Origin of the sequence: Lachnobacterium bovis DSM 14045 (assembly GCF_900107245.1) — a bacterium.
GTDB classification, from domain to species: Bacteria; Bacillota; Clostridia; order Lachnospirales; family Lachnospiraceae; genus Roseburia; species Roseburia bovis.
In genome coordinates, this window is the sequence record NZ_FNPG01000004.1 from 201,625 (window position 1) to 220,365 (window position 18,741).

Genomic DNA, 18,741 nt, shown 5'->3' on the forward strand with positions numbered 1-18,741 from the left:
TGTTTTTCCTCCTAGTCAAAAATTCAACTCAAAAACAAATTTTATCTATTATTCGTTGCTTTATGATACGGTTTGTTCGTAACATATTATGTTTATGATATGTTTTATTTATGATACGGCTCATTATTCATAATTCTATAACTTCTATACACCTGTTCTAACAAGATTACTCTCATCAATTGGTGAGGAAACGTCATATTTGAAAAACTTAATAAATAATCTGCTTTTTTAAGTACATTATCTGATAAGCCAAGTGATCCTCCTATCACAAAATATATATGACTGGTACCTTGTATTCCAAGATGTTCAATTTTTTTTGACAATTCAACAGAATCTAACTTTTTTCCATTTATTGCGAGACAAACAAGATAGGCATTACTATCCTTAATGGCATTTATAATTCTTTCTCCTTCTATATCTTTAACAATGTTTATCTCGTTTTCTGTGCATTGTTCTTTTGTTTTTTCATCTGCAACTTCTATTACTTCTAACTTAATATATCTACTAAGCCTTTTTGAGTACTCCGCAATTGCATCTCTATAAAACTTTTCTTTTACTTTTCCTACGCATATTACTGATATTTTCATACGTATATTATAATATTATTTAGCTTTTTCGTAAAGTATTTACGATTTTGTTTTCCATAGTTGTAAAAAAAATGTTATAATATTGTTAGGAGAGTTTATTTTAACTGTGGAGGTGTTTTTTATGGAGGAATTACAAAAATTAATACTAGCCCAAGGAGAGGTTATAAATGATGAAATTATTAAAGTCGACAGTTTTATTAATCACCAGATTGACCCCGTCTTAATGGACAAAATAGGAAAAAACTTTGCTGCTCAATTTAAAGAGCAAAAAGTCACAAAAGTAGCAACTATTGAAAGTTCTGGAATTGCTCCTGCTTTAATGACAGCTAAAGAACTAAACGTTCCTCTTATTATTTTGAAAAAAGAACCATCTAAATATCTTAATAGTGATTTATATCAGACTGAAGTTTACTCATTTACTCATCAAAAAAATTATGAGTTAACAGTATCTCAGAAATATATTTCAGAAGATGATCATATTTTACTAATTGATGATTTCCTTGCTGATGGAGAAGCTGCGGTCGGTGCCCTACGCCTATTTCATAAAGCACACGCAACTACTGCCGGAGTGGGCGTTATAATCAATAAGGTATTTCAACCGGGAGAAACTAAATTAAAGGAACTAGGTATCGATGTTGTGTCTTTAGTAAAAATCAAATCACTAACCAATAAAACTATTACGTTTGATTAATAATTTTATTTTTTAAACTTTTTTTGGCAAAAAGAAAAAAGAGGTTTAAACAGTAATGCAAAAAGAAAAATTAAAGCCCATGTTGTTCTCTGACTTAAAAAATTATTCAGGACAACAATTTGCAAAAGATTTGGTATCAGGAATAATTGTAGCAATTATTGCTCTTCCGTTATCTATTGCATTAGCATTAGCATCTGGCGTCGGTCCAGAAGAAGGAATTTATACAGCTATAATTGCTGGATTCTTAATTTCATTCTTTGGTGGTAGCAAAGTTCAAATTGCTGGTCCAACTGCAGCTTTTGCTACTATTGTTGCGGGAATTGTAGCTAATAGAGGAATGAATGGTCTTGTGTTGGCTACACTTATTGCCGGTGTGATCCTTATTTTTATGGGAGTGTTAAGGTTAGGATCATTAATTAAGTTTATACCCTATACTATTACCACAGGATTTACAGCAGGTATAGCTGTAACAATTTTAATTGGCCAATTAAAAGATTTCTTAGGTGCAACTTATCCAAAAGGAACAACAGCTATCAGCTCAATTGAAAAACTTGTTGCACTTTCAAAATCAACTTCAACTTTTAACATCAATGCCGTTATAATTGGCGTTATTAGCTTGGTTATCTTAATTGTATGGCCAAAAATAAGTGAAAAAATACCTGGTTCAATCATCGCAGTTATTGTATGTATCATCTTAGTAAAAGTTCTAAAACTAAATGTTTATACTATTGGTGATTTATATTCTATCCGTGGTGGTTTACCTAAATTTACATTACCATCTATTACTATAAATGGAATTCAAGCTGCAGCTTCAGATGGATTTACAATAGCAATTCTTGCTGCAATTGAATCACTTTTATCCTGTGTAGTAGCAGATGGAATGATTAATTCTAGACACCGTTCAAATACTGAATTGGTTGCTCAGGGTATTGGTAATATAGGTTCAGTTTTATTTGGTGGTATTCCAGCTACTGGTGCAATTGCACGAACAGCTGCTAATATCAAAAACGGTGGCAAAACACCTGTTGCAGGTATTGTACATTCAATCACATTACTACTTGTTTTGATTGTACTTATGCCATATGCAAAACTTATTCCAATGCCAACTATTGCAGCTATATTGTTTTTAGTAGCTTATAATATGTGTCAATGGCGTACTTTTACACATTTATGTAAAACATCTTCAAAAAGCGATATAATTGTTTTGTGTACAACTTTTGTTTTGACAATTTTATTCGATTTAGTCGTTGCTATTGAAGTAGGTATGATTTTTGCATGTTTATTATTCATGAAGCGTATGAGTGATGAATCAAGCGTTATGGGATGGACATATATTGATCCTGAGAATGACCCAGATGCTACTGATAAAAAATATGTACCTGAATATGTTCGTGTATATGAAATTATAGGTCCTATGTTTTTTGGAGACAGTGAACTTATTGAGCTAATCGAATTAAAAGAATATACTAAAATTCTTATTATTCGTATGCGTGGAGTCCCTGCAATTGATGCTACTGCCATGCAAGGACTTGAAAAATTATACAAACAATGTGAATTAGCTAACGTTCAATTAGTATTCTCACATGTTAATGAACAACCTATGAAAACAATGAAGAAAAACAAATTCATAGAGAAAATTGGTATAGAAAACTTTAGGCCTAATATCGATGCTGCTTTAAAACGTGCCGCAGAAATTGGTAAACAGAAAAATTATTAGTCTTAATGCAAAAACAAACAATGACCTTTACTTTTAAAAAAGGCATTGTTTGTTTTTTTCTATTAATTATTATGTTTTTGTTATAATTTATTATAATATTTTTTAATTATATTTATATGCTTATTTCAATCGATTCAATCTATTTACGTCAGCCAAAATATAAAGTTCTGTTCCTTCTTCAATCACTTCTTCCGGACTTAAATATGACATTATACGGTTATTTTTTTTCATTGTAATAACATTTATTTTATGTTTTTCACGTAGTCTTAACTCTTTTAAGCTTTTACCAATCCATTCTTTTTTAGGACGTAAACTAACAACGCAAACATTTTTACTTATTTCAAAGAATTCTAAAAAATTAGAAGACATTATTTTACGAGCATTACTTTTTGCACTTTCCTTTTCTGCAAAAATAATTTCATCAGCTCCGACTTTTTTTAATATATTGGCCATTCTCTCAGACGAAGCTTTTGCAAGAACTTTTTCTACGCCTTCTTCCTTCGCTACCATAACACACATAATACTAGACTCAAGATTATCACCCATTGATACAACTACAACATCCATATTTGATAATCCAATATTACTAATAACTTCTGGATCGCTTAATTCAGCAGTTAATGCAATACTTACCATATTGGCATACTGATTAATTATCTCTTCATTTTTATCAGCTATAAGCACATCTGCTCCGCTTTCACATAATTCTTCTGTTATATATCTACCAAATTGTCCCATTCCAAGGACAGCCACTGATTTACTCATTAATACACTACTCCTTTTAAATACTCATTTTTTGATATCATCAAATTTGGTTTTATTCAACTAATTTAACCTGCTAAAAATCTACCATTTGAATATTTTATATCATTTTTATTATAACTAGATGTTATAAAGAACAATCCTAATGAAATTGGACCGACTCTTCCTAGATACATTGATAAAATAATAATCATTTTACCAACTGAATCAAGCGTAGCAGTTACATTTCTCGATAATCCAACTGTAGCAGTTGCACTAAAAGTCTCATACATCCCGTCCAAAATATCAAGATTGTTTGTTTTGCACAGTATTATTGCAAGAGTAACAGTAACAAAAAAATTAAATACAATAATTGCTACAGATTTTCTAACAAGTTCTTCGCTTACAGTTCTATTAAAAATAGTAATATCTTTCTTATTTCTAACAAAATCAAATGTAGATAATATTACTACAAAAATTGTGACTGTTTTAATACCACCGGCAGTACCCATTGGAGAACCCCCAATAAACATTAGAATACATCCCATGAAGCCTGACAATCCACGTAAGTTCTTCTGTGATATGGTAGAAAAACCTGCTGTTCTAAAAGTAACCGATTGAAAAAAACAGTTAAGAATTTTATTATGTAACGACATATGTCCGATAGTATATGGATTATTATATTCCATGATAAAAATATAACCTGCTCCAAATAAAATTAATCCAAATGTTAAAACTAATACCAATTTAGTATGCTCTGATAAATATTTAAAGAAGTATTTTAAATTTCTTTTTTTATTAATACATATTTTTGCTATATCAATAACATCAAACCAAACTATATATCCTAAACCTCCAATTACTATAAGTAACATAGTATTAATTAAAAATAAAGGATTTCTATTATAATTTTCTAAACTATTTGGTCCCATAATATCCATACCAGCATTACAAAAAGCAGATACTGAATTAAAAAGAGAATATGACAATCCTCTTATAAATCCGAACTTAGGAACTAAAATAAATGAATAAACTACTGTGCCTATAGCTTCTACTATTCCTATTCCTTTTACAACTTTTAACAAAAACTTAACTAATCCATCAATTGTATCTAAATTAAATGAATCTCTTATTAAAACTCTTTCTTTTATTGTTATTTTCTTATTTAAAACAATTAACATCATTGTCAAAATAGATACTACTCCTAATCCACCAATTTGAATTAAAAACAGAATAACTACTTTACCAAAAACTGTCCATTGCATATATGTATCAACAGTAACTAAGCCAGTTACACAAATTGATGTTGTTGCTGTAAACAATGCATCAATCCATGATGTTGAAAAAGATGGTTTAGTCGATATTGGTAACATTAATAAAAGTGTTCCTATCATTATAAATACAAAAAAACCTATTGGTATAATTTGTGCACTTTTTAATGTTTTTCTCATATTTCCTCCTAGTCGATTCAATTCGACTTATTATTGTGAATAATATTCATAATAAGCACTATATACGTCACTTACTTTACCTGTTTTTATATCAACTGAAATAACATTTAATACATTATTTCCCTCTGGTACTAAAAATGGACTTGTATATTTTTCTGAATTTCTTGTAGGTGTTTGTCCATCCCATGTATAATATGCCTCGCATCCATCTGGTACAGAAATCGTGATATATGTAGGTGCTCCATAACTGCCAGAACTAGGTGATACTACTGGCTGATCTGGTTTCAATAGAGCAAGCTTGCATTTCTTTTCAACAACCTGAGAATAGATACCTTTTCTATTTTTAGATACTGCCTTAATATAGTATGTTCCTGGTGTTCTGATGATAATTCCATCCTTCACATTATAAACTTTACCATCTTTTATAGGATCTTTACCATCAATTGTATAATAAACAACATCTGTTTCATTTGCTATTATTAATTGTATATCTATTTTATTATAAAATATCTCAGTGTCAGAATTAAAATCAGGTTCTATAGGAATATATTCACTAAATAAAGCCTTCACTTTTGAATTATTTACTTTTTGAGCTAATTCAACAATTTTATTAAGATCACCATTTTTTTCATAAAAATTTATAATGCATTTATATGCATTTATGTCTTTTTTATCCTTCTGAATTGCTTTCTTAAACATATCTTCCGCTGTAACTTTATCCTTTTTAGCTTCATATATCAAACCTAACTCTACAAAAGGATATGATCTCGTCTTATCAATTTCAGTTGCTCTATTAAAATGTTTAATTGCAAGATCATAATTTTTTTCTTTAAACGCATCCTTCCCTGAATTGATTTGATAAGTGTATGAATTCGAATGATAATTAGCAATTGATGTATAAACAACTACTGCTATAGCCAAAACTATAGCAGTAATCATTCCAATCATAATAATAATTCTTTCTTTTTTATTATTAGAATTAATCGAAATTTGTTCTTCTGTATCAATGCGGTTATCCTCTACCAAAGTACTATTCATTTGTTCTTGCAATATGATGTTTTTTAAATACTCTTCATCAAATTCGTTGTAGTCAGGAACAATCTGAACTTCCTTTCCACAATGTGGGCAATATATTACCCCATCTTGAAGATCAGCTCCACATTTTTTGCATTTCATAAATTTCTTTCATCTCCTAATAATTTTTTGCGCCTTCTACACAATTATGCATAAGCATTGCAATTGTCATCGGTCCTACGCCTCCAGGAACAGGGGTAATTGCACTTGTTTTATCACATACACTATCAAAATCTACATCACCACATAATTTTTTATTTTCTTGGCGATGAATTCCAACATCAATAACAACAGCTCCATCTTTGACATATTCTTCGTTAATAAATTTAGGTTTACCGATTGCTACTATTAAAATATCAGCTGTTTTAGTAATTCCTTTAAGATTTTTAGTATGTGAATGGCAAACAGTTACTGTAGCATTTTCTCTAAGCATAAGTAAAGCCATAGGTTTACCCACTATATTACTTCTACCAACAATAACACAGTGTTTCCCATCAATATCAATATTACTTCTTTTTAATAACTCTATTATACCAGCTGGTGTACATGATACAAATCCTTTTTGACCAATAACTAATGCACCAACATTTTCTGGATGAAAACCATCAACATCTTTTTGAGGAGAAATTCGTTTTATTACAACATCTTCGTCTATATGTTTTGGTAAAGGTAACTGACATAAAATACCATTTACTTTTTCATCATCATTTAGCTTATCTATTATCTCAAGTAATTCTTCTTGAGTTGTTTTTTCAGGTAATTCATAAGAAATAGATTCTATACCGATATATTCGCAAGCTCTCTTTTTATTTCTTACATAAACCTTTGATGCAGGATCCTCTCCTACTTGTATAACTGCCAAAACACAGTTAATTCCTTTTTCTTTTAATTTAGCGACTTCAACTTTCAAAGATTCTTTAATATCTGTTGAAATCTGTTTTCCATCAATTAAGTGTGTCAAAATACCATCCTCTCTCTTTAGAATAATCCAGTAATCACACCATTATCATCTACATCAATATTGTTAGCTGCTGGCTTCTTTGGTAAACCTGGCATAGTCATAACAGCGCCATTTAATACTACCACGAATCCTGCACCAGCAGAAACATATACTTCTCTGACATTCATTGTAAAACCTGTAGGACGACCTAGTTTTTTAGGATCATCAGATAATGAATATTGTGTTTTTGCCATACAAACTGGCATATTTCCAAATCCTAATTCTGTTATTTTTTTAAGTTCTCTTTCTGCAGCAACAGAATATGTTACATCTTTTGCACCATATATTTTTTGTGCAATAGTTTGAATTTTATCCTTTAATGATAAACTATCATCATATAACAATTCAAATTTGCTTTCTTTTTTTTCTAATGTATTAAGTACTTTGTTAGCAAGAGCGATTCCACCTTCTCCTCCTTTTTCCCATACTTCAGAAAGTGCAAAATCACATCCTCTTTCCTCGCAGAAATTCTTTACAAATTCTGTTTCAGCTTCAGTATCTGTAACAAATGAATTTAATGTAACAACAACAGGAACTTTATATTGTTGTAAATTTTCTATATGTTTTTCAAGGTTAACTATTCCTCTCTTAAGAGCTTCTAAATCTTCGTTAACCAAATCTTCTTTTGCAACGCCACCATTATACTTTAATGCACGAATAGTTGCAACTAATACAACAGCATCTGGTTTTAATCCAGACATACGACACTTAATATCAAAGAATTTTTCTGCGCCTAAATCTGCGCCAAAACCTGCTTCTGTTATAACATAATCAGCTAATTTTAAAGCACATTTTGTTGCTCTTACTGAGTTACATCCATGAGCAATATTAGCAAAAGGTCCACCATGAACGATTGCTGGAGTATGCTCTAAAGTCTGAATTAGATTTGGCTTGATAGCGTCTTTTAATAATGCAGCCATTGATCCTGTAGCATGTAAATCGTCTGCAGTTACAGGTTTTCCATCATATGTATAAGCAACAATAATTTTGCCCAGTCTTCGTTTTAAATCATGAATATCATCAGCCAAACAAAAGATTGCCATAATTTCAGAAGCAACACTAATTACAAAATGATCTTCTCTAACAACTCCATCTGCTTTTCTTCCTAATCCAACAACAACGTTTCTTAAAACACGGTCATTCATATCCAAGCATCTTTTCCATACGATTTGACGTGGATCAATACCTAATTCATTACCTTGTTGAATATGGTTATCTAGTAAAGCGGCTAAAAGATTATTTGCTGAAGTAATAGCATGAAAATCTCCAGTAAAATGTAAATTCAAATCTTCCATTGGAACTACTTGAGCATATCCGCCACCTGCAGCACCACCTTTAATTCCGAAACAAGGTCCTAAAGAAGGCTCTCTTAAAGCTATTACTGCTTTTTTTCCTAATTTACCAAATGCCTGACCTAATCCAACACTTGTTGTTGTTTTTCCTTCTCCTGCTGGAGTAGGATTAATAGCTGTAACAAGAATTAGTTTACCATTCTTATTGTTTTCAACTTTAGTCATTAATTCATCTGAAAGCTTAGCTTTATATTTTCCATATAATTCTAAATCATCCTCAGAGATATTTAATTGTTTTGCAACCTCCTTAATAGGTAACATTTCTGATTGTTGTGCAATTTCAATGTCGCTTCTCATTTTGCCAATTCCTCCATATATCTATAAACTATATATTTTTCATAACTATCCTGATGGAATAGTTACATGCTAATGATTTTTTAAAGAAAGATATTCTTCTTTTGAAATAATAATCTTTCTTGGTTTAGTTCCTTCTTCAGGTCCAACAATGCCTGCTTCCTCTAATTGGTCCATTATACGTGCTGCTCTGTTAAATCCTATTTTAAGATAACGTTGCAACATACCAATTGACGCCCTTTCCTTATCCATAACAATATCAGCAGCATCCATAAAATATGAATCTCTATCATCTGAACTATTATTAGCATTTGATAGATTTGATCCTTCATGTGCTTTAACTTTATCCTGGATATCTTGACTATATTCAGCAATACCGTTTTCTCCGGTAAGGAACTCTACTACATTTTGCACTTCTTCATCAGAAACAAATGCTCCCTGAATACGAAGTGGTTTAGGAATGCCCTGCGGATAAAATAGCATATCCCCTTTTCCTAACAGTTTTTCTGCACCATTCATATCTAGAATAGTCCTAGAATCTACACCAGAAGTAACTGAGAATGCAATCCTACTTGGCATATTTGCTTTTATCAAGCCTGTAATAACATTTACGGATGGTCTTTGAGTTGCAATAACTAAATGTATTCCAGCTGCACGCGCAAGCTGAGCCAATCTACAAATTGCTTCTTCAACATCATTAGATGCTACCATCATCAAATCAGCAAGCTCATCAACAATTATAACTATTTGTGGCATCTTTTCATATATACAATCATCAGTCTTTTTCTTTTGTTTTTCAACAAATCTATTATATCCTCTGATTTCTCTAACGCCTGTTTCAGCAAATTTATTATATCTTTCTGTCATTTCGGCAACAGCCCAATTCAAAGCTCCAGCTGCTTTTTTAGGATCAGTTACAACTGGAATCAACAAATGAGGTAAACCATTATAAACACTAAGTTCAACTACTTTAGGATCAATCATGATTAATTTAACATCATCCGGTTTTGCTTTATATAAAATACTCATGATAATAGTATTAATACAAACTGACTTACCAGATCCAGTAGCTCCTGCAATTAACACATGTGGCATCTTAGAAATATCTGCAACCTTAGTTTTTCCAGCTATATCCTTGCCAACTGCAAAACTAAGCATAGATTTCGATTCAAAAAATTCTTTCGATTCTATCAGTTCTCTAAATGAGACCATCTGATTCTCTTTATTTGGAACTTCAATGCCAACAGCTGCTTTTCCTGGAATTGGAGCTTCAATTCTAATATCTGATGCTGCTAAATTTAACTTGATATCATCGGCAAGATTAACTATCTTGCTAACTTTAACACCCATTTCAGGTTGAACTTCATATCTTGTGACACTTGGTCCACAACTAATATTAGTAACTGTAACATCTACACCAAAATTCTTTAAAGTTAACTGCAATAATGCAGCAGTTTCTCTTAAAGACTTTTCGTTATTAGAATTCTTTTTAGACTTACTCTTTTTTAATAAATCAACTGGTGGAAATATATAATCCTTAGTTGATTTTGCATCTAATCCATTTAAAACATTATCTTTTTCGAAAACGTTTTCCTTTTTTTGATACAAACCTCCATGAGATTCTTTATTATCACGAATTTCTTTATCGCCATTAAATTCCTCAACCATACCAACTTTTTGGCCGCTGTTTTTATCAAAATCACCCTGAATAACTAAATTGTCGTCCAAAAACATATCTGCTTTCGCTGGATCTGCTGGAAATACAGCCTCTAGAACGGTCTCCGTTTTGTTCATTACTTCAGGAATATTACTTGAAGTTATTTCTCCGATTTCATCACTTGAAGTGTCAATTTTATCTACGTTGCCATCTAACGCTTCTTCTTTATTGCCATCTTTAGAAAAAGGTTTAAGCAACGTATTCATACTTACACCCTTTACCTTGTTGTCCATTCTAAGTTTCGAAAGTTCCTTCTGTTCCTGTCTAAACTCTTGATACTTTGCGCTAGTATTTTTAGCTGATTCATAGACAATTTTTCCGCTTTTTTTAAACTTCTTCATAATAGATTGTCCAGTAACAAAAATTAGCGAAATAATGATCATTATGAAATCGATTATATATGTTCCAACTAACCCAAATGCCGGACATAGTATACATACTAACAATCCTCCTATAAATCCACCACCTAGTCTAGAAACAACACCATACCTATATGCTTCAAATGGAGATTTCAATGTATCTCCATAAAAAAGTAATGTCATAAATAAACAAACCATTACCATAAAAATAATCGATCCGATCATTCTAACCTTTGCAGTTGTATTTCCTTTATTAGATACAACAAAAAAACTTCCAACTAGCAATAGTATTGGGAAAATATATGCAATAAGGCCAAACATGCCAAAGAAAAAATTACTAATAAATTCTCCAACTATGCCACCTATATGAAAATTACTAATGAATAATAACGCTGAAATTGCGATTATCCCCCAAAGAGATACTTCTCTATAAAAAAGATCATTCTTTTCTATTTTTTCTTGAAGTTCAGCCTTTGAAGGTCGACCACGTTTTCTTTTATTATTAGAAGATATTGCCTTCTTTTTTGCCATGACTAACCTCCCACTAGGAATCAACTTCCAATTTACACTCACTAAATATAACATATTTAAAGGAATTTGTCATTAAAAAAGATGAAAGCACAAAACTTTCATCTTTCTTATAAGCTATAGTTATAAATGTCGTTTTTTATTTTTTTGTGTATCTAGATAAATGCAACTTTGCATTCTCCAAGAATCTTGATGCTTTGTATATCCTCAGGAATCATAACTTTCGCACCTGGGAATAATATTCCACTTTCTAAAATTGCATCTCCATCTAAGACAATAAAACATGTTCCATCCGAAAACAATTCCATATTTTTGTCAATAAATTCTTGATTTAATTTTGCTCTTCTTGCTTTTTTATCAGGTACTTCTTGTTCTATTATCTTCTCTAAGAAATCTGTGGCATTATCTAATACATCACTATAAGTTTCCTTATATTTTTCCAATACATCTTCTATTACAATCTCCTGAGACTTATTATTAATGCTCAAACATTTTCCGTTTGTTTCTATGACTTTTTTATACCAAAAGCCTGAATCTTTTACAATTCTTTTTTGATTTCTATAGTCGATATAAACTAGACCAAATCTCTCATCAAATCCATTAGCCCATTCGAAATTATCGATTATAGACCATAAAAAGTAACCAACAATGTTAGCTCCATCATCTGATGCCTGTTGCATTGCACTAATATATGAATCTAAAAATGTAATTCTGTTCGGATCATGTACTTTTCCATCGTAAGAAATATTATCATGACAAGCCATTCCATTTTCTGTTATATATAGAGGCAATTTGTATTTTTCTGATAAAAATTTTATTCCATAATAAAATGCTCTTGGAGTAATTGGCCACTGTATACTTGTTTTAGGGAATCCAACATATCGATCAACATATTCAAAATATTTACCATCTTTACCGTCATCTACTGCACGAACTTCGTATCCGTTATATATGTTTTGTCCTATAAAATCAATAGGTTGATTAATTAACTCTAAATCTTTTTTCATCTGTTCTTCACTAATTTTAGGAAGATAATCTTTAAATTTTTCTATTCCCTCTTCCGGATATTTACCAAAAACAACAGGATCTAGAAACCATGATACATTCCATCCCCAATTTTCAAGTGGATTTTCAAAGCCAAAATACACGCGTCTTGCCACTTCAACATCTTTTGAATCATCGGTTGCAGGGTATGCCACTCCACATGTAGGTGCGTACCCTATTTTTATATCTGTTTTTGAATACCTTCTTAACATTTTTACAGCCATACCATGACATTTTAATAAATTATGTGCCATTTGTAATGTTTCTCTTATCGGCATTTTTACACCTGGTGCATGTATACCCATTGTATGTCCTAAATAAATAACGCACTGTGGTTCATTAATTGTGAAAAAATCTGTACATAAATCACTAAAATTCTCAGCTACTACTTTAGCATATTCTCCAAACCATTCTACACAATCTGGATTTAACCAACCACCTTTATCAAATAAAACCTGTGGATATTCCCAATGAAACAAAGTTATATAAGGTTTTATATTGTGTTTATTTAATAATTTCAAAACATCTCTATAATATTTTATTCCTTCTTCATTTACTTCGCCTACACCATTTGGCAAAATTCTCGCCCAATTTAATGAAAATCTATAAGCTTTTATTCCGAGGTTTGCCATCATTGGTATATCTTTTTTATATTGATGTAACTCATCACACGCAACATCTGCATTGTGACCGCCAAAAATACTACCCTCTTTTTTTATAAAAGTATCCCACACACATTCCCCCTGTGGAATCTTATCATCTTTTCCTTCAATCTGATATGAGCTAGTTGCAACTCCCCAGACAAAATCATCTCTTAACAAAATCTTTCCTCCTTAATACCTCTAAAATACCTTTTAGTTATAAATATTAAAGCTATATTCAATTTTCAAAATGATCATTGAATATAGCTTTATCTTTATCTACTATTATATATTCTTTTTCCTTAAATAAAAAGTCTTACTTGAAAAATAGTACTTGTTTCGTTGATTTTTCGTTTATTTTTAAACATTTTCGTTAATTATTAACTGTTTCATTTTTTATAGTTACATCATTTGAAAAAACTTTTTTAGTTTCACTAACAACTACATTACTTAATGCAAAAATTGCTATCATATTTGGAATTGCCATCAAGCCATTAAAAATATCCGCTACTGTCCATACAGCACTAACTGTCATATATGGTCCAATAAACACTGCTAAAATGTACAACCATCTAAATACTATAATAGCTTTATGAGTATTAACTTTTTTATCCTTCACAAGATATTCTAAACATCTTTCACTATAATAATTCCAACCCAATATTGTTGTAAAAGCAAAGAACACTAAACATATCATTAAAACAAAGCTTGAAAATGCATTTCCAAAAGGAAGTCCATGTTGAAAAGCATATGTTGTAACTTGTACACCTTCTAATTTAGGAACTTTATATGCACCTGTTAAAACAATAGATAAACCTGTCATTGTACAAATTACAATTGTATCAATAAATGTACCAGTCATACTTACTAAACCTTGTCGTACAGGATTTTTTGTTTGAGCAGCTGCAGCAGCAATTGGTGCGCTACCTAAACCAGCTTCATTTGAAAAGATACCCCTTGCAATACCTTTTTGAATACAAACAAATACTGTTCCCACTGCTCCACCTGTTACAGCTTTAGGATTAAATGCTCCTTTACAAATAACTGCAATAGCTTCTGGTACCTGTGTAATATGAATAATCACTAGCAAAAATACAAATGCCACATAAATAATAGCCATAAATGGTACGATAACCTGACTCACTTGCGAAATTCTTTTAATCCCACCGATTAAAACCAATGCAACTGCTATTGATAAAATCAGAGAAGAAATAACAACTGCTATTGAATAATCTCCTATTGCTGGAATACTAATAACATTTTTATTGTTAGGATCAAAGAAGTTCTTTACTGCTGAAGAAATACCATTTACCTGACTAAATGTACCTATTCCAAACAATCCAACTCCCATTCCAAAAAATGCAAACATCTTTGCTAACCATCTAAACTTAATTCCCATTCCATTTTCAATATAATAAAATGGTCCACCTAATACATGACCTTTTTCATCAACTGTTCTATATTTAATTGCTAACAAACCTTCTGCATATTTAGTAGCCATGCCGAAAAATGCTGCTAATAACATCCAAAATAAAGCACCAGGTCCACCTGTACCAACAGCTGTAGCTACTCCGACAATGTTTCCTGTGCCAATTGTTGCAGAAAGTGCCGTACATAAAGCTGCAAAAGACGTAATCTCTCCATTTCCGCCTTCTTCATTTTTTACCATCCATTTTAAAGCTAATGGAAGCTTTCTGATTTGCAAAACATAAAGTTTAATAGTTAATAAAATTCCACCTAATAAAATTAAAACCATAAGCGGTGGACCCCATACAAAATTATCTACTTGTTCTAAAAATTGATTTATTGCATTAAGCATTGTTTACTCCTTTTTATTATTATAATTAGTTTTCGAATATTCGTTGTGTCCGTCTGTCGCAAACAACATTGTTTGTACAACGTACATACTAAGAATAGACTTATTTCTTTAATAAGTCAATAGAAAACAAATATGTTAATTATTAATTATTCTTATAAATAATATAAAAAAAGACAATAAACTCTAACATCACTTCTTAGTTAAAGTTTATTGTCCTTATTTTTACAATTTTACATCATTATTATCTTCCATTAATATCTTTCGCCAATTAAATAACTATATAAACCTTCATATCTAAATTTAGAAGCATTCCATGAAAAATCTTTAGCCATTCCTCTATCAATCATCTGATTCCATTGACGTTTTCTATCATAGAAAATATGTTTTGAGTAGTTAACAATTCCAAGCATCTCATGTGCATTATAGTTAGCAAATGAGAATCCATCTCCTGTATTTTCATATTCATTAAATGGTTGAACTGTATCCTTTAAGCCACCTGTTTCTCGCACAATAGGAACTGTACCGTATCTAAATGAAATAAGTTGTGTAAGTCCACATGGTTCAAATTGTGATGGCATTAAGAATGCATCAGCAGCTGCATAAAGTTTATGAGCCAAATCATCTGAATAGCAAATATTAGCTGAAACTCTATCTGGATATTTCCAAGCAAATTGTCTAAACATATTCTCATACTCGCCCTGACCTGTACCAATAACAACAAATTGAGTATACTCATCAACCAAATTATCCATAACACAATTAATTAAATCTAGCCCCTTTTGATCTGTCAAACGAGATATAAGACCAATCATATACATTTTTTTATCAACTTTAAGTCCTAGCATTTCTTGTAATTTGGTTTTATTAATTGATTTTTTCTTTCTGAATGACTCTGCATCATAATTTGTAAATATTTTTGGATCAGTGGCAGGATTATATGTATTATAGTCAATACCATTAACAATTCCCTGCATGTCAAAATGTCTGGCAGCAAGTAATCCATTAAGACCCTCTCCATAATATTCTGTTTGTATTTCATTAGCATAAGAATCGCTAACTGTTGTAATGTAATCAGCATAAACCAATCCGCCTTTTAACATATTAGCATCCTTATTAAACTCCAACTTATCAGGCGTAAACAATGATTTATCAAACCCTGTTAAATTAGCCATTGTTTTTGTATCCCAAACGCCCTGGAATTTCAGATTATGGATTGTAATGATAGATTTAATATTCCAGAAAAATGGATTTCCCATAAACTCATTTCTTAAATATACAGGAATTAATCCTGTCTCCCAATCATGACAATGAATTAAATCTGGCTGAAAATCAATTAGAGGTAACATTGATAAAACTGCTTTGTCAAAAAATACAAACTTTTCAATATCAAATCTGATATCTCCATATGGTGATTGACATGTAAAGAACTCCTCATTATCAATAAAATAGTATGTAACCCCATCTAACTCATACTTTAAAACGCCCACATATTTATCGCATATATAACTACCTGCGCTCATATAAAAATGTGTAACATACTGAAACTGACTTCTGTATTCCCAAGGAATACAGCTATAATTTGGAATTACAACTCTTATATCCCAGTTTTCTTTGTCAAATTCTTTCGGTAACGCACCGCAAACATCTGCTAATCCTCCTGTTTTAATAAATGGTACACACTCAGATGCTGCAAAAAGTATTTTCTTCATACCCACTTCTCTCCTCTTTCTATTTAAAACTTAAAGTGTCATACATCTCACTCAAATATAGCATTATATTAAAGCAAAACAACCCTCACTATAATAATACTCTTTTTTTAATGCAATTTCCATTAAAAATGTCGAATTTTCTTTGTTTTTCCGAATTTTTCGTAAGAATTTTTGCTTTTTCTACACTTTTCTGCGACCTTGAAACAAATAATAATAAAAACTAGTAGTTTCATGTGTCAAATGTAAATATTCAACAATAGATGTCGACTGGTATTCTTTATAATATTCATTAAAATTTGCCTTAAATAAATAACCCAAAACATTTATACAAGATTTTGACATTTTATCTGAATCTTTAGTATTTGTAAACTTATCTTTATTGTTTTGTATTGCTTCTTTTGAAGGTAAAAAAGTAATAATTTTTCCACTATGAGTTCCTATTGCAGAAACAACATCCCCTTTTATTTCGTAGCTTATTAATTCATGGTTCTTAGCAAACTTCTTTAAATTGTTTAGTTCTTCATTTTTTGACCAAAACATTATTTTATTATATTTTAATCCAATACCATTAAAATATGCCGTTTTTTTAACTTCAATATTGTTTTTTACAAGTTCAGCTGTACCAATTTGTGCTAAATATCCGCCTAGTGAATGTCCTGTTATATAAATGTTTGTATTAGGAAACATTTTCGCAACTCGAAGAGCATATTTTTTAGCTTCAGTTTCCTCTGAATGATAATTCAACATTCCAACTCCTACTATATTATTTATCCATTCACCATAAGCATCATCAGTTCCTCTAAATGCAATTACAATATTGTTTCCATTTTTAAATGTTGTAGCACTAAATTTAGAATCAATCATTGTTTCTTTATTTTCGTAATCAACTATTTGCCATTTAGTCGAAATTCCATTATCCATTCCATTAGTATCTATACTACCTGCATTTAAAAAATAAATCTTTTCTCCGCCTTCACCTGGACGTTGTCCAATATCAGATGCTTTATACATAGATCCAATAAATCTACTTCCATCTTCGTAACTTAAGCCTGCAAAAATTGCCAAATCTCTATCACATACATCCCACTCAAACGGATGTGAATCCTGACAATTTATTAATCCATCTCCGTCTTCATCCTCATTTGCTTTAAGACTATCTGCTTTTTGAAGTCGAGATGCATTATTTTTACTATTATTAACACCCACTTTACTTTCATTTATGGAATTAATTGAATTATTAGATGCATTATCTATATCACTATTATCAAGATCTGTTCCATTTTTTATCTCGTCTGAATTCTTGATACCATCATTATCACTGTCAAGTTCCCCATCTGGTGTCTTTCCATCAGTCTTTGCTTTATTTGGATCTAGATTTGATGTTATTAATTCAGTGTAATCATCAATGCCATCATGATCTGTATCTGGATTATTTTTATCTAAATGATAATAATCTTCTAAATAATTTATCACACCGTCTCCATCTGAATCATTCTTGTCAATTAATAGTTTATCAATATTTGCACCCTGAGTTGATGCAAAAATAAATCTGACATCTTCTTTGCCATTTTTCTTAAATATCAAAATATTTTTTCCCATTGTCATTGAAGGTTTGTTAATGACAAAAGTCTTTTTGTTTGTTATAACTTCACCTTTGTCTAATAGAATTCCTACGTCATCTCTTATTTCGTAACTTAACTTTTCATTCTTCTTTAATGATTTATTTAACTGACCTTTTATAGAATCACAATTATCCGTTTCAAGTAAAAACAAATCATACTCTTTTAAATATTTCATTTGGCCTAATCTGACCTCATATCCCTGCTTGGCAATTTTACCTTGAGAAATTTGTTTATCTTTCGTAGTATTTTTTGCCTCAACAACTTTTGTTTGGAATGGATTATATTTCAAATTTGGACTAATCAATCCTCCACTTTCTCCCAAAAATAATGAAAACATTAAAATTGAACATATAACTTTTTTCTTCATAGCTTCTCCCTTCTAGCTATCATATATT

Annotated in this window: 13 protein-coding genes; 2 read left to right on the plus strand and 11 right to left on the minus strand. The window is 30.8% G+C overall.

The annotated features are described in order from the left end of the window. Window positions 1-104: 104 nt before the first annotated feature. Window positions 105-587, minus strand: a complete 483-nt coding sequence (rlmH, locus tag BLV79_RS00930; protein ID WP_074715186.1) for a 23S rRNA (pseudouridine(1915)-N(3))-methyltransferase RlmH — start codon at window positions 585-587, stop codon at window positions 105-107. A 121-nt stretch (window positions 588-708) separates the two neighbouring features. Between rlmH and BLV79_RS00935 the strand changes: the two genes are divergently transcribed. Together BLV79_RS00935 and BLV79_RS00940 are read left to right on the plus strand one after the other, a co-directional pair. After that, entirely contained in the window at window positions 709-1,278 is a 570-nt protein-coding gene (locus BLV79_RS00935; protein ID WP_074715189.1) for a xanthine phosphoribosyltransferase, read from the plus strand. Window positions 1,279-1,333: 55 nt separating this feature from the next. Next, window positions 1,334-2,995: a SulP family inorganic anion transporter gene (locus BLV79_RS00940; protein WP_074715191.1), complete on the plus strand. Its 1,662-nt coding sequence runs from the start codon at window positions 1,334-1,336 to the stop codon at window positions 2,993-2,995. A 120-nt stretch (window positions 2,996-3,115) separates the two neighbouring features. Here the strand turns inward: BLV79_RS00940 and BLV79_RS00945 are convergent, their stop codons facing one another. From BLV79_RS00945 to BLV79_RS00990, 10 genes are all read right to left on the minus strand, one after another. After that, complete coding sequence (locus BLV79_RS00945; RefSeq protein WP_074715195.1) at window positions 3,116-3,760, minus strand: potassium channel family protein; 645 nt, start codon at window positions 3,758-3,760, stop codon at window positions 3,116-3,118. 65 nt (window positions 3,761-3,825) lie between these two features. After that, complete coding sequence (locus BLV79_RS00950; RefSeq protein WP_074715198.1) at window positions 3,826-5,187, minus strand: TrkH family potassium uptake protein; 1,362 nt, start codon at window positions 5,185-5,187, stop codon at window positions 3,826-3,828. A 30-nt stretch (window positions 5,188-5,217) separates the two neighbouring features. Next, on the minus strand, window positions 5,218-6,363 hold the full coding sequence (locus tag BLV79_RS00955; RefSeq protein ID WP_074715201.1) for a chitobiase/beta-hexosaminidase C-terminal domain-containing protein: 1,146 nt from the start codon (window positions 6,361-6,363) through the stop codon (window positions 5,218-5,220). A gap of 16 nt (window positions 6,364-6,379) precedes the next feature. After that, window positions 6,380-7,222: a bifunctional methylenetetrahydrofolate dehydrogenase/methenyltetrahydrofolate cyclohydrolase FolD gene (gene folD / locus BLV79_RS00960; protein ID WP_074715203.1), complete on the minus strand. Its 843-nt coding sequence runs from the start codon at window positions 7,220-7,222 to the stop codon at window positions 6,380-6,382. Window positions 7,223-7,239: 17 nt separating this feature from the next. After that, entirely contained in the window at window positions 7,240-8,910 is a 1,671-nt protein-coding gene (locus BLV79_RS00965; protein ID WP_074715206.1) for a formate--tetrahydrofolate ligase, read from the minus strand. A 69-nt stretch (window positions 8,911-8,979) separates the two neighbouring features. Beyond that, window positions 8,980-11,514: an FtsK/SpoIIIE family DNA translocase gene (locus tag BLV79_RS00970; RefSeq protein ID WP_074715208.1), complete on the minus strand. Its 2,535-nt coding sequence runs from the start codon at window positions 11,512-11,514 to the stop codon at window positions 8,980-8,982. A 152-nt stretch (window positions 11,515-11,666) separates the two neighbouring features. Beyond that, window positions 11,667-13,376 (minus strand): glycoside hydrolase family 1 protein, encoded by a 1,710-nt coding sequence (locus tag BLV79_RS00975; RefSeq protein WP_074715212.1) that lies wholly within the window; start codon window positions 13,374-13,376, stop codon window positions 11,667-11,669. Window positions 13,377-13,569: 193 nt separating this feature from the next. Beyond that, window positions 13,570-15,015 (minus strand): alanine/glycine:cation symporter family protein, encoded by a 1,446-nt coding sequence (locus BLV79_RS00980; protein ID WP_074715214.1) that lies wholly within the window; start codon window positions 15,013-15,015, stop codon window positions 13,570-13,572. A 251-nt stretch (window positions 15,016-15,266) separates the two neighbouring features. Then, the gene (glgA, locus tag BLV79_RS00985; RefSeq protein ID WP_074715217.1) at window positions 15,267-16,724 is read right to left on the minus strand and encodes a glycogen synthase GlgA; all 1,458 of its coding nucleotides are present in this window, start codon (window positions 16,722-16,724) and stop codon (window positions 15,267-15,269) included. Between the two features lie 180 nt (window positions 16,725-16,904). Next, complete coding sequence (locus BLV79_RS00990) at window positions 16,905-18,713, minus strand: Tle-like phospholipase domain-containing protein (protein WP_074715220.1); 1,809 nt, start codon at window positions 18,711-18,713, stop codon at window positions 16,905-16,907. Window positions 18,714-18,741 lie beyond the last annotated feature (28 nt).

Coding starts and splice junctions, on each gene's coding strand:
- rlmH (WP_074715186.1), bottom strand. CDS start 587: ATGAAAATATCAGTAATATGCGTAGGAAAAGTAAAAGAAAAGTTTTAT.
- BLV79_RS00935 (WP_074715189.1), top strand. CDS start 709: ATGGAGGAATTACAAAAATTAATACTAGCCCAAGGAGAGGTTATAAAT.
- BLV79_RS00940 (WP_074715191.1), top strand. CDS start 1,334: ATGCAAAAAGAAAAATTAAAGCCCATGTTGTTCTCTGACTTAAAAAAT.
- BLV79_RS00945 (WP_074715195.1), bottom strand. CDS start 3,760: ATGAGTAAATCAGTGGCTGTCCTTGGAATGGGACAATTTGGTAGATAT.
- BLV79_RS00950 (WP_074715198.1), bottom strand. CDS start 5,187: ATGAGAAAAACATTAAAAAGTGCACAAATTATACCAATAGGTTTTTTT.
- BLV79_RS00955 (WP_074715201.1), bottom strand. CDS start 6,363: ATGAAATGCAAAAAATGTGGAGCTGATCTTCAAGATGGGGTAATATAT.
- BLV79_RS00965 (WP_074715206.1), bottom strand. CDS start 8,910: ATGAGAAGCGACATTGAAATTGCACAACAATCAGAAATGTTACCTATT.
- BLV79_RS00970 (WP_074715208.1), bottom strand. CDS start 11,514: ATGGCAAAAAAGAAGGCAATATCTTCTAATAATAAAAGAAAACGTGGT.
- BLV79_RS00980 (WP_074715214.1), bottom strand. CDS start 15,015: ATGCTTAATGCAATAAATCAATTTTTAGAACAAGTAGATAATTTTGTA.
- glgA (WP_074715217.1), bottom strand. CDS start 16,724: ATGAAGAAAATACTTTTTGCAGCATCTGAGTGTGTACCATTTATTAAA.
- BLV79_RS00990 (WP_074715220.1), bottom strand. CDS start 18,713: ATGAAGAAAAAAGTTATATGTTCAATTTTAATGTTTTCATTATTTTTG.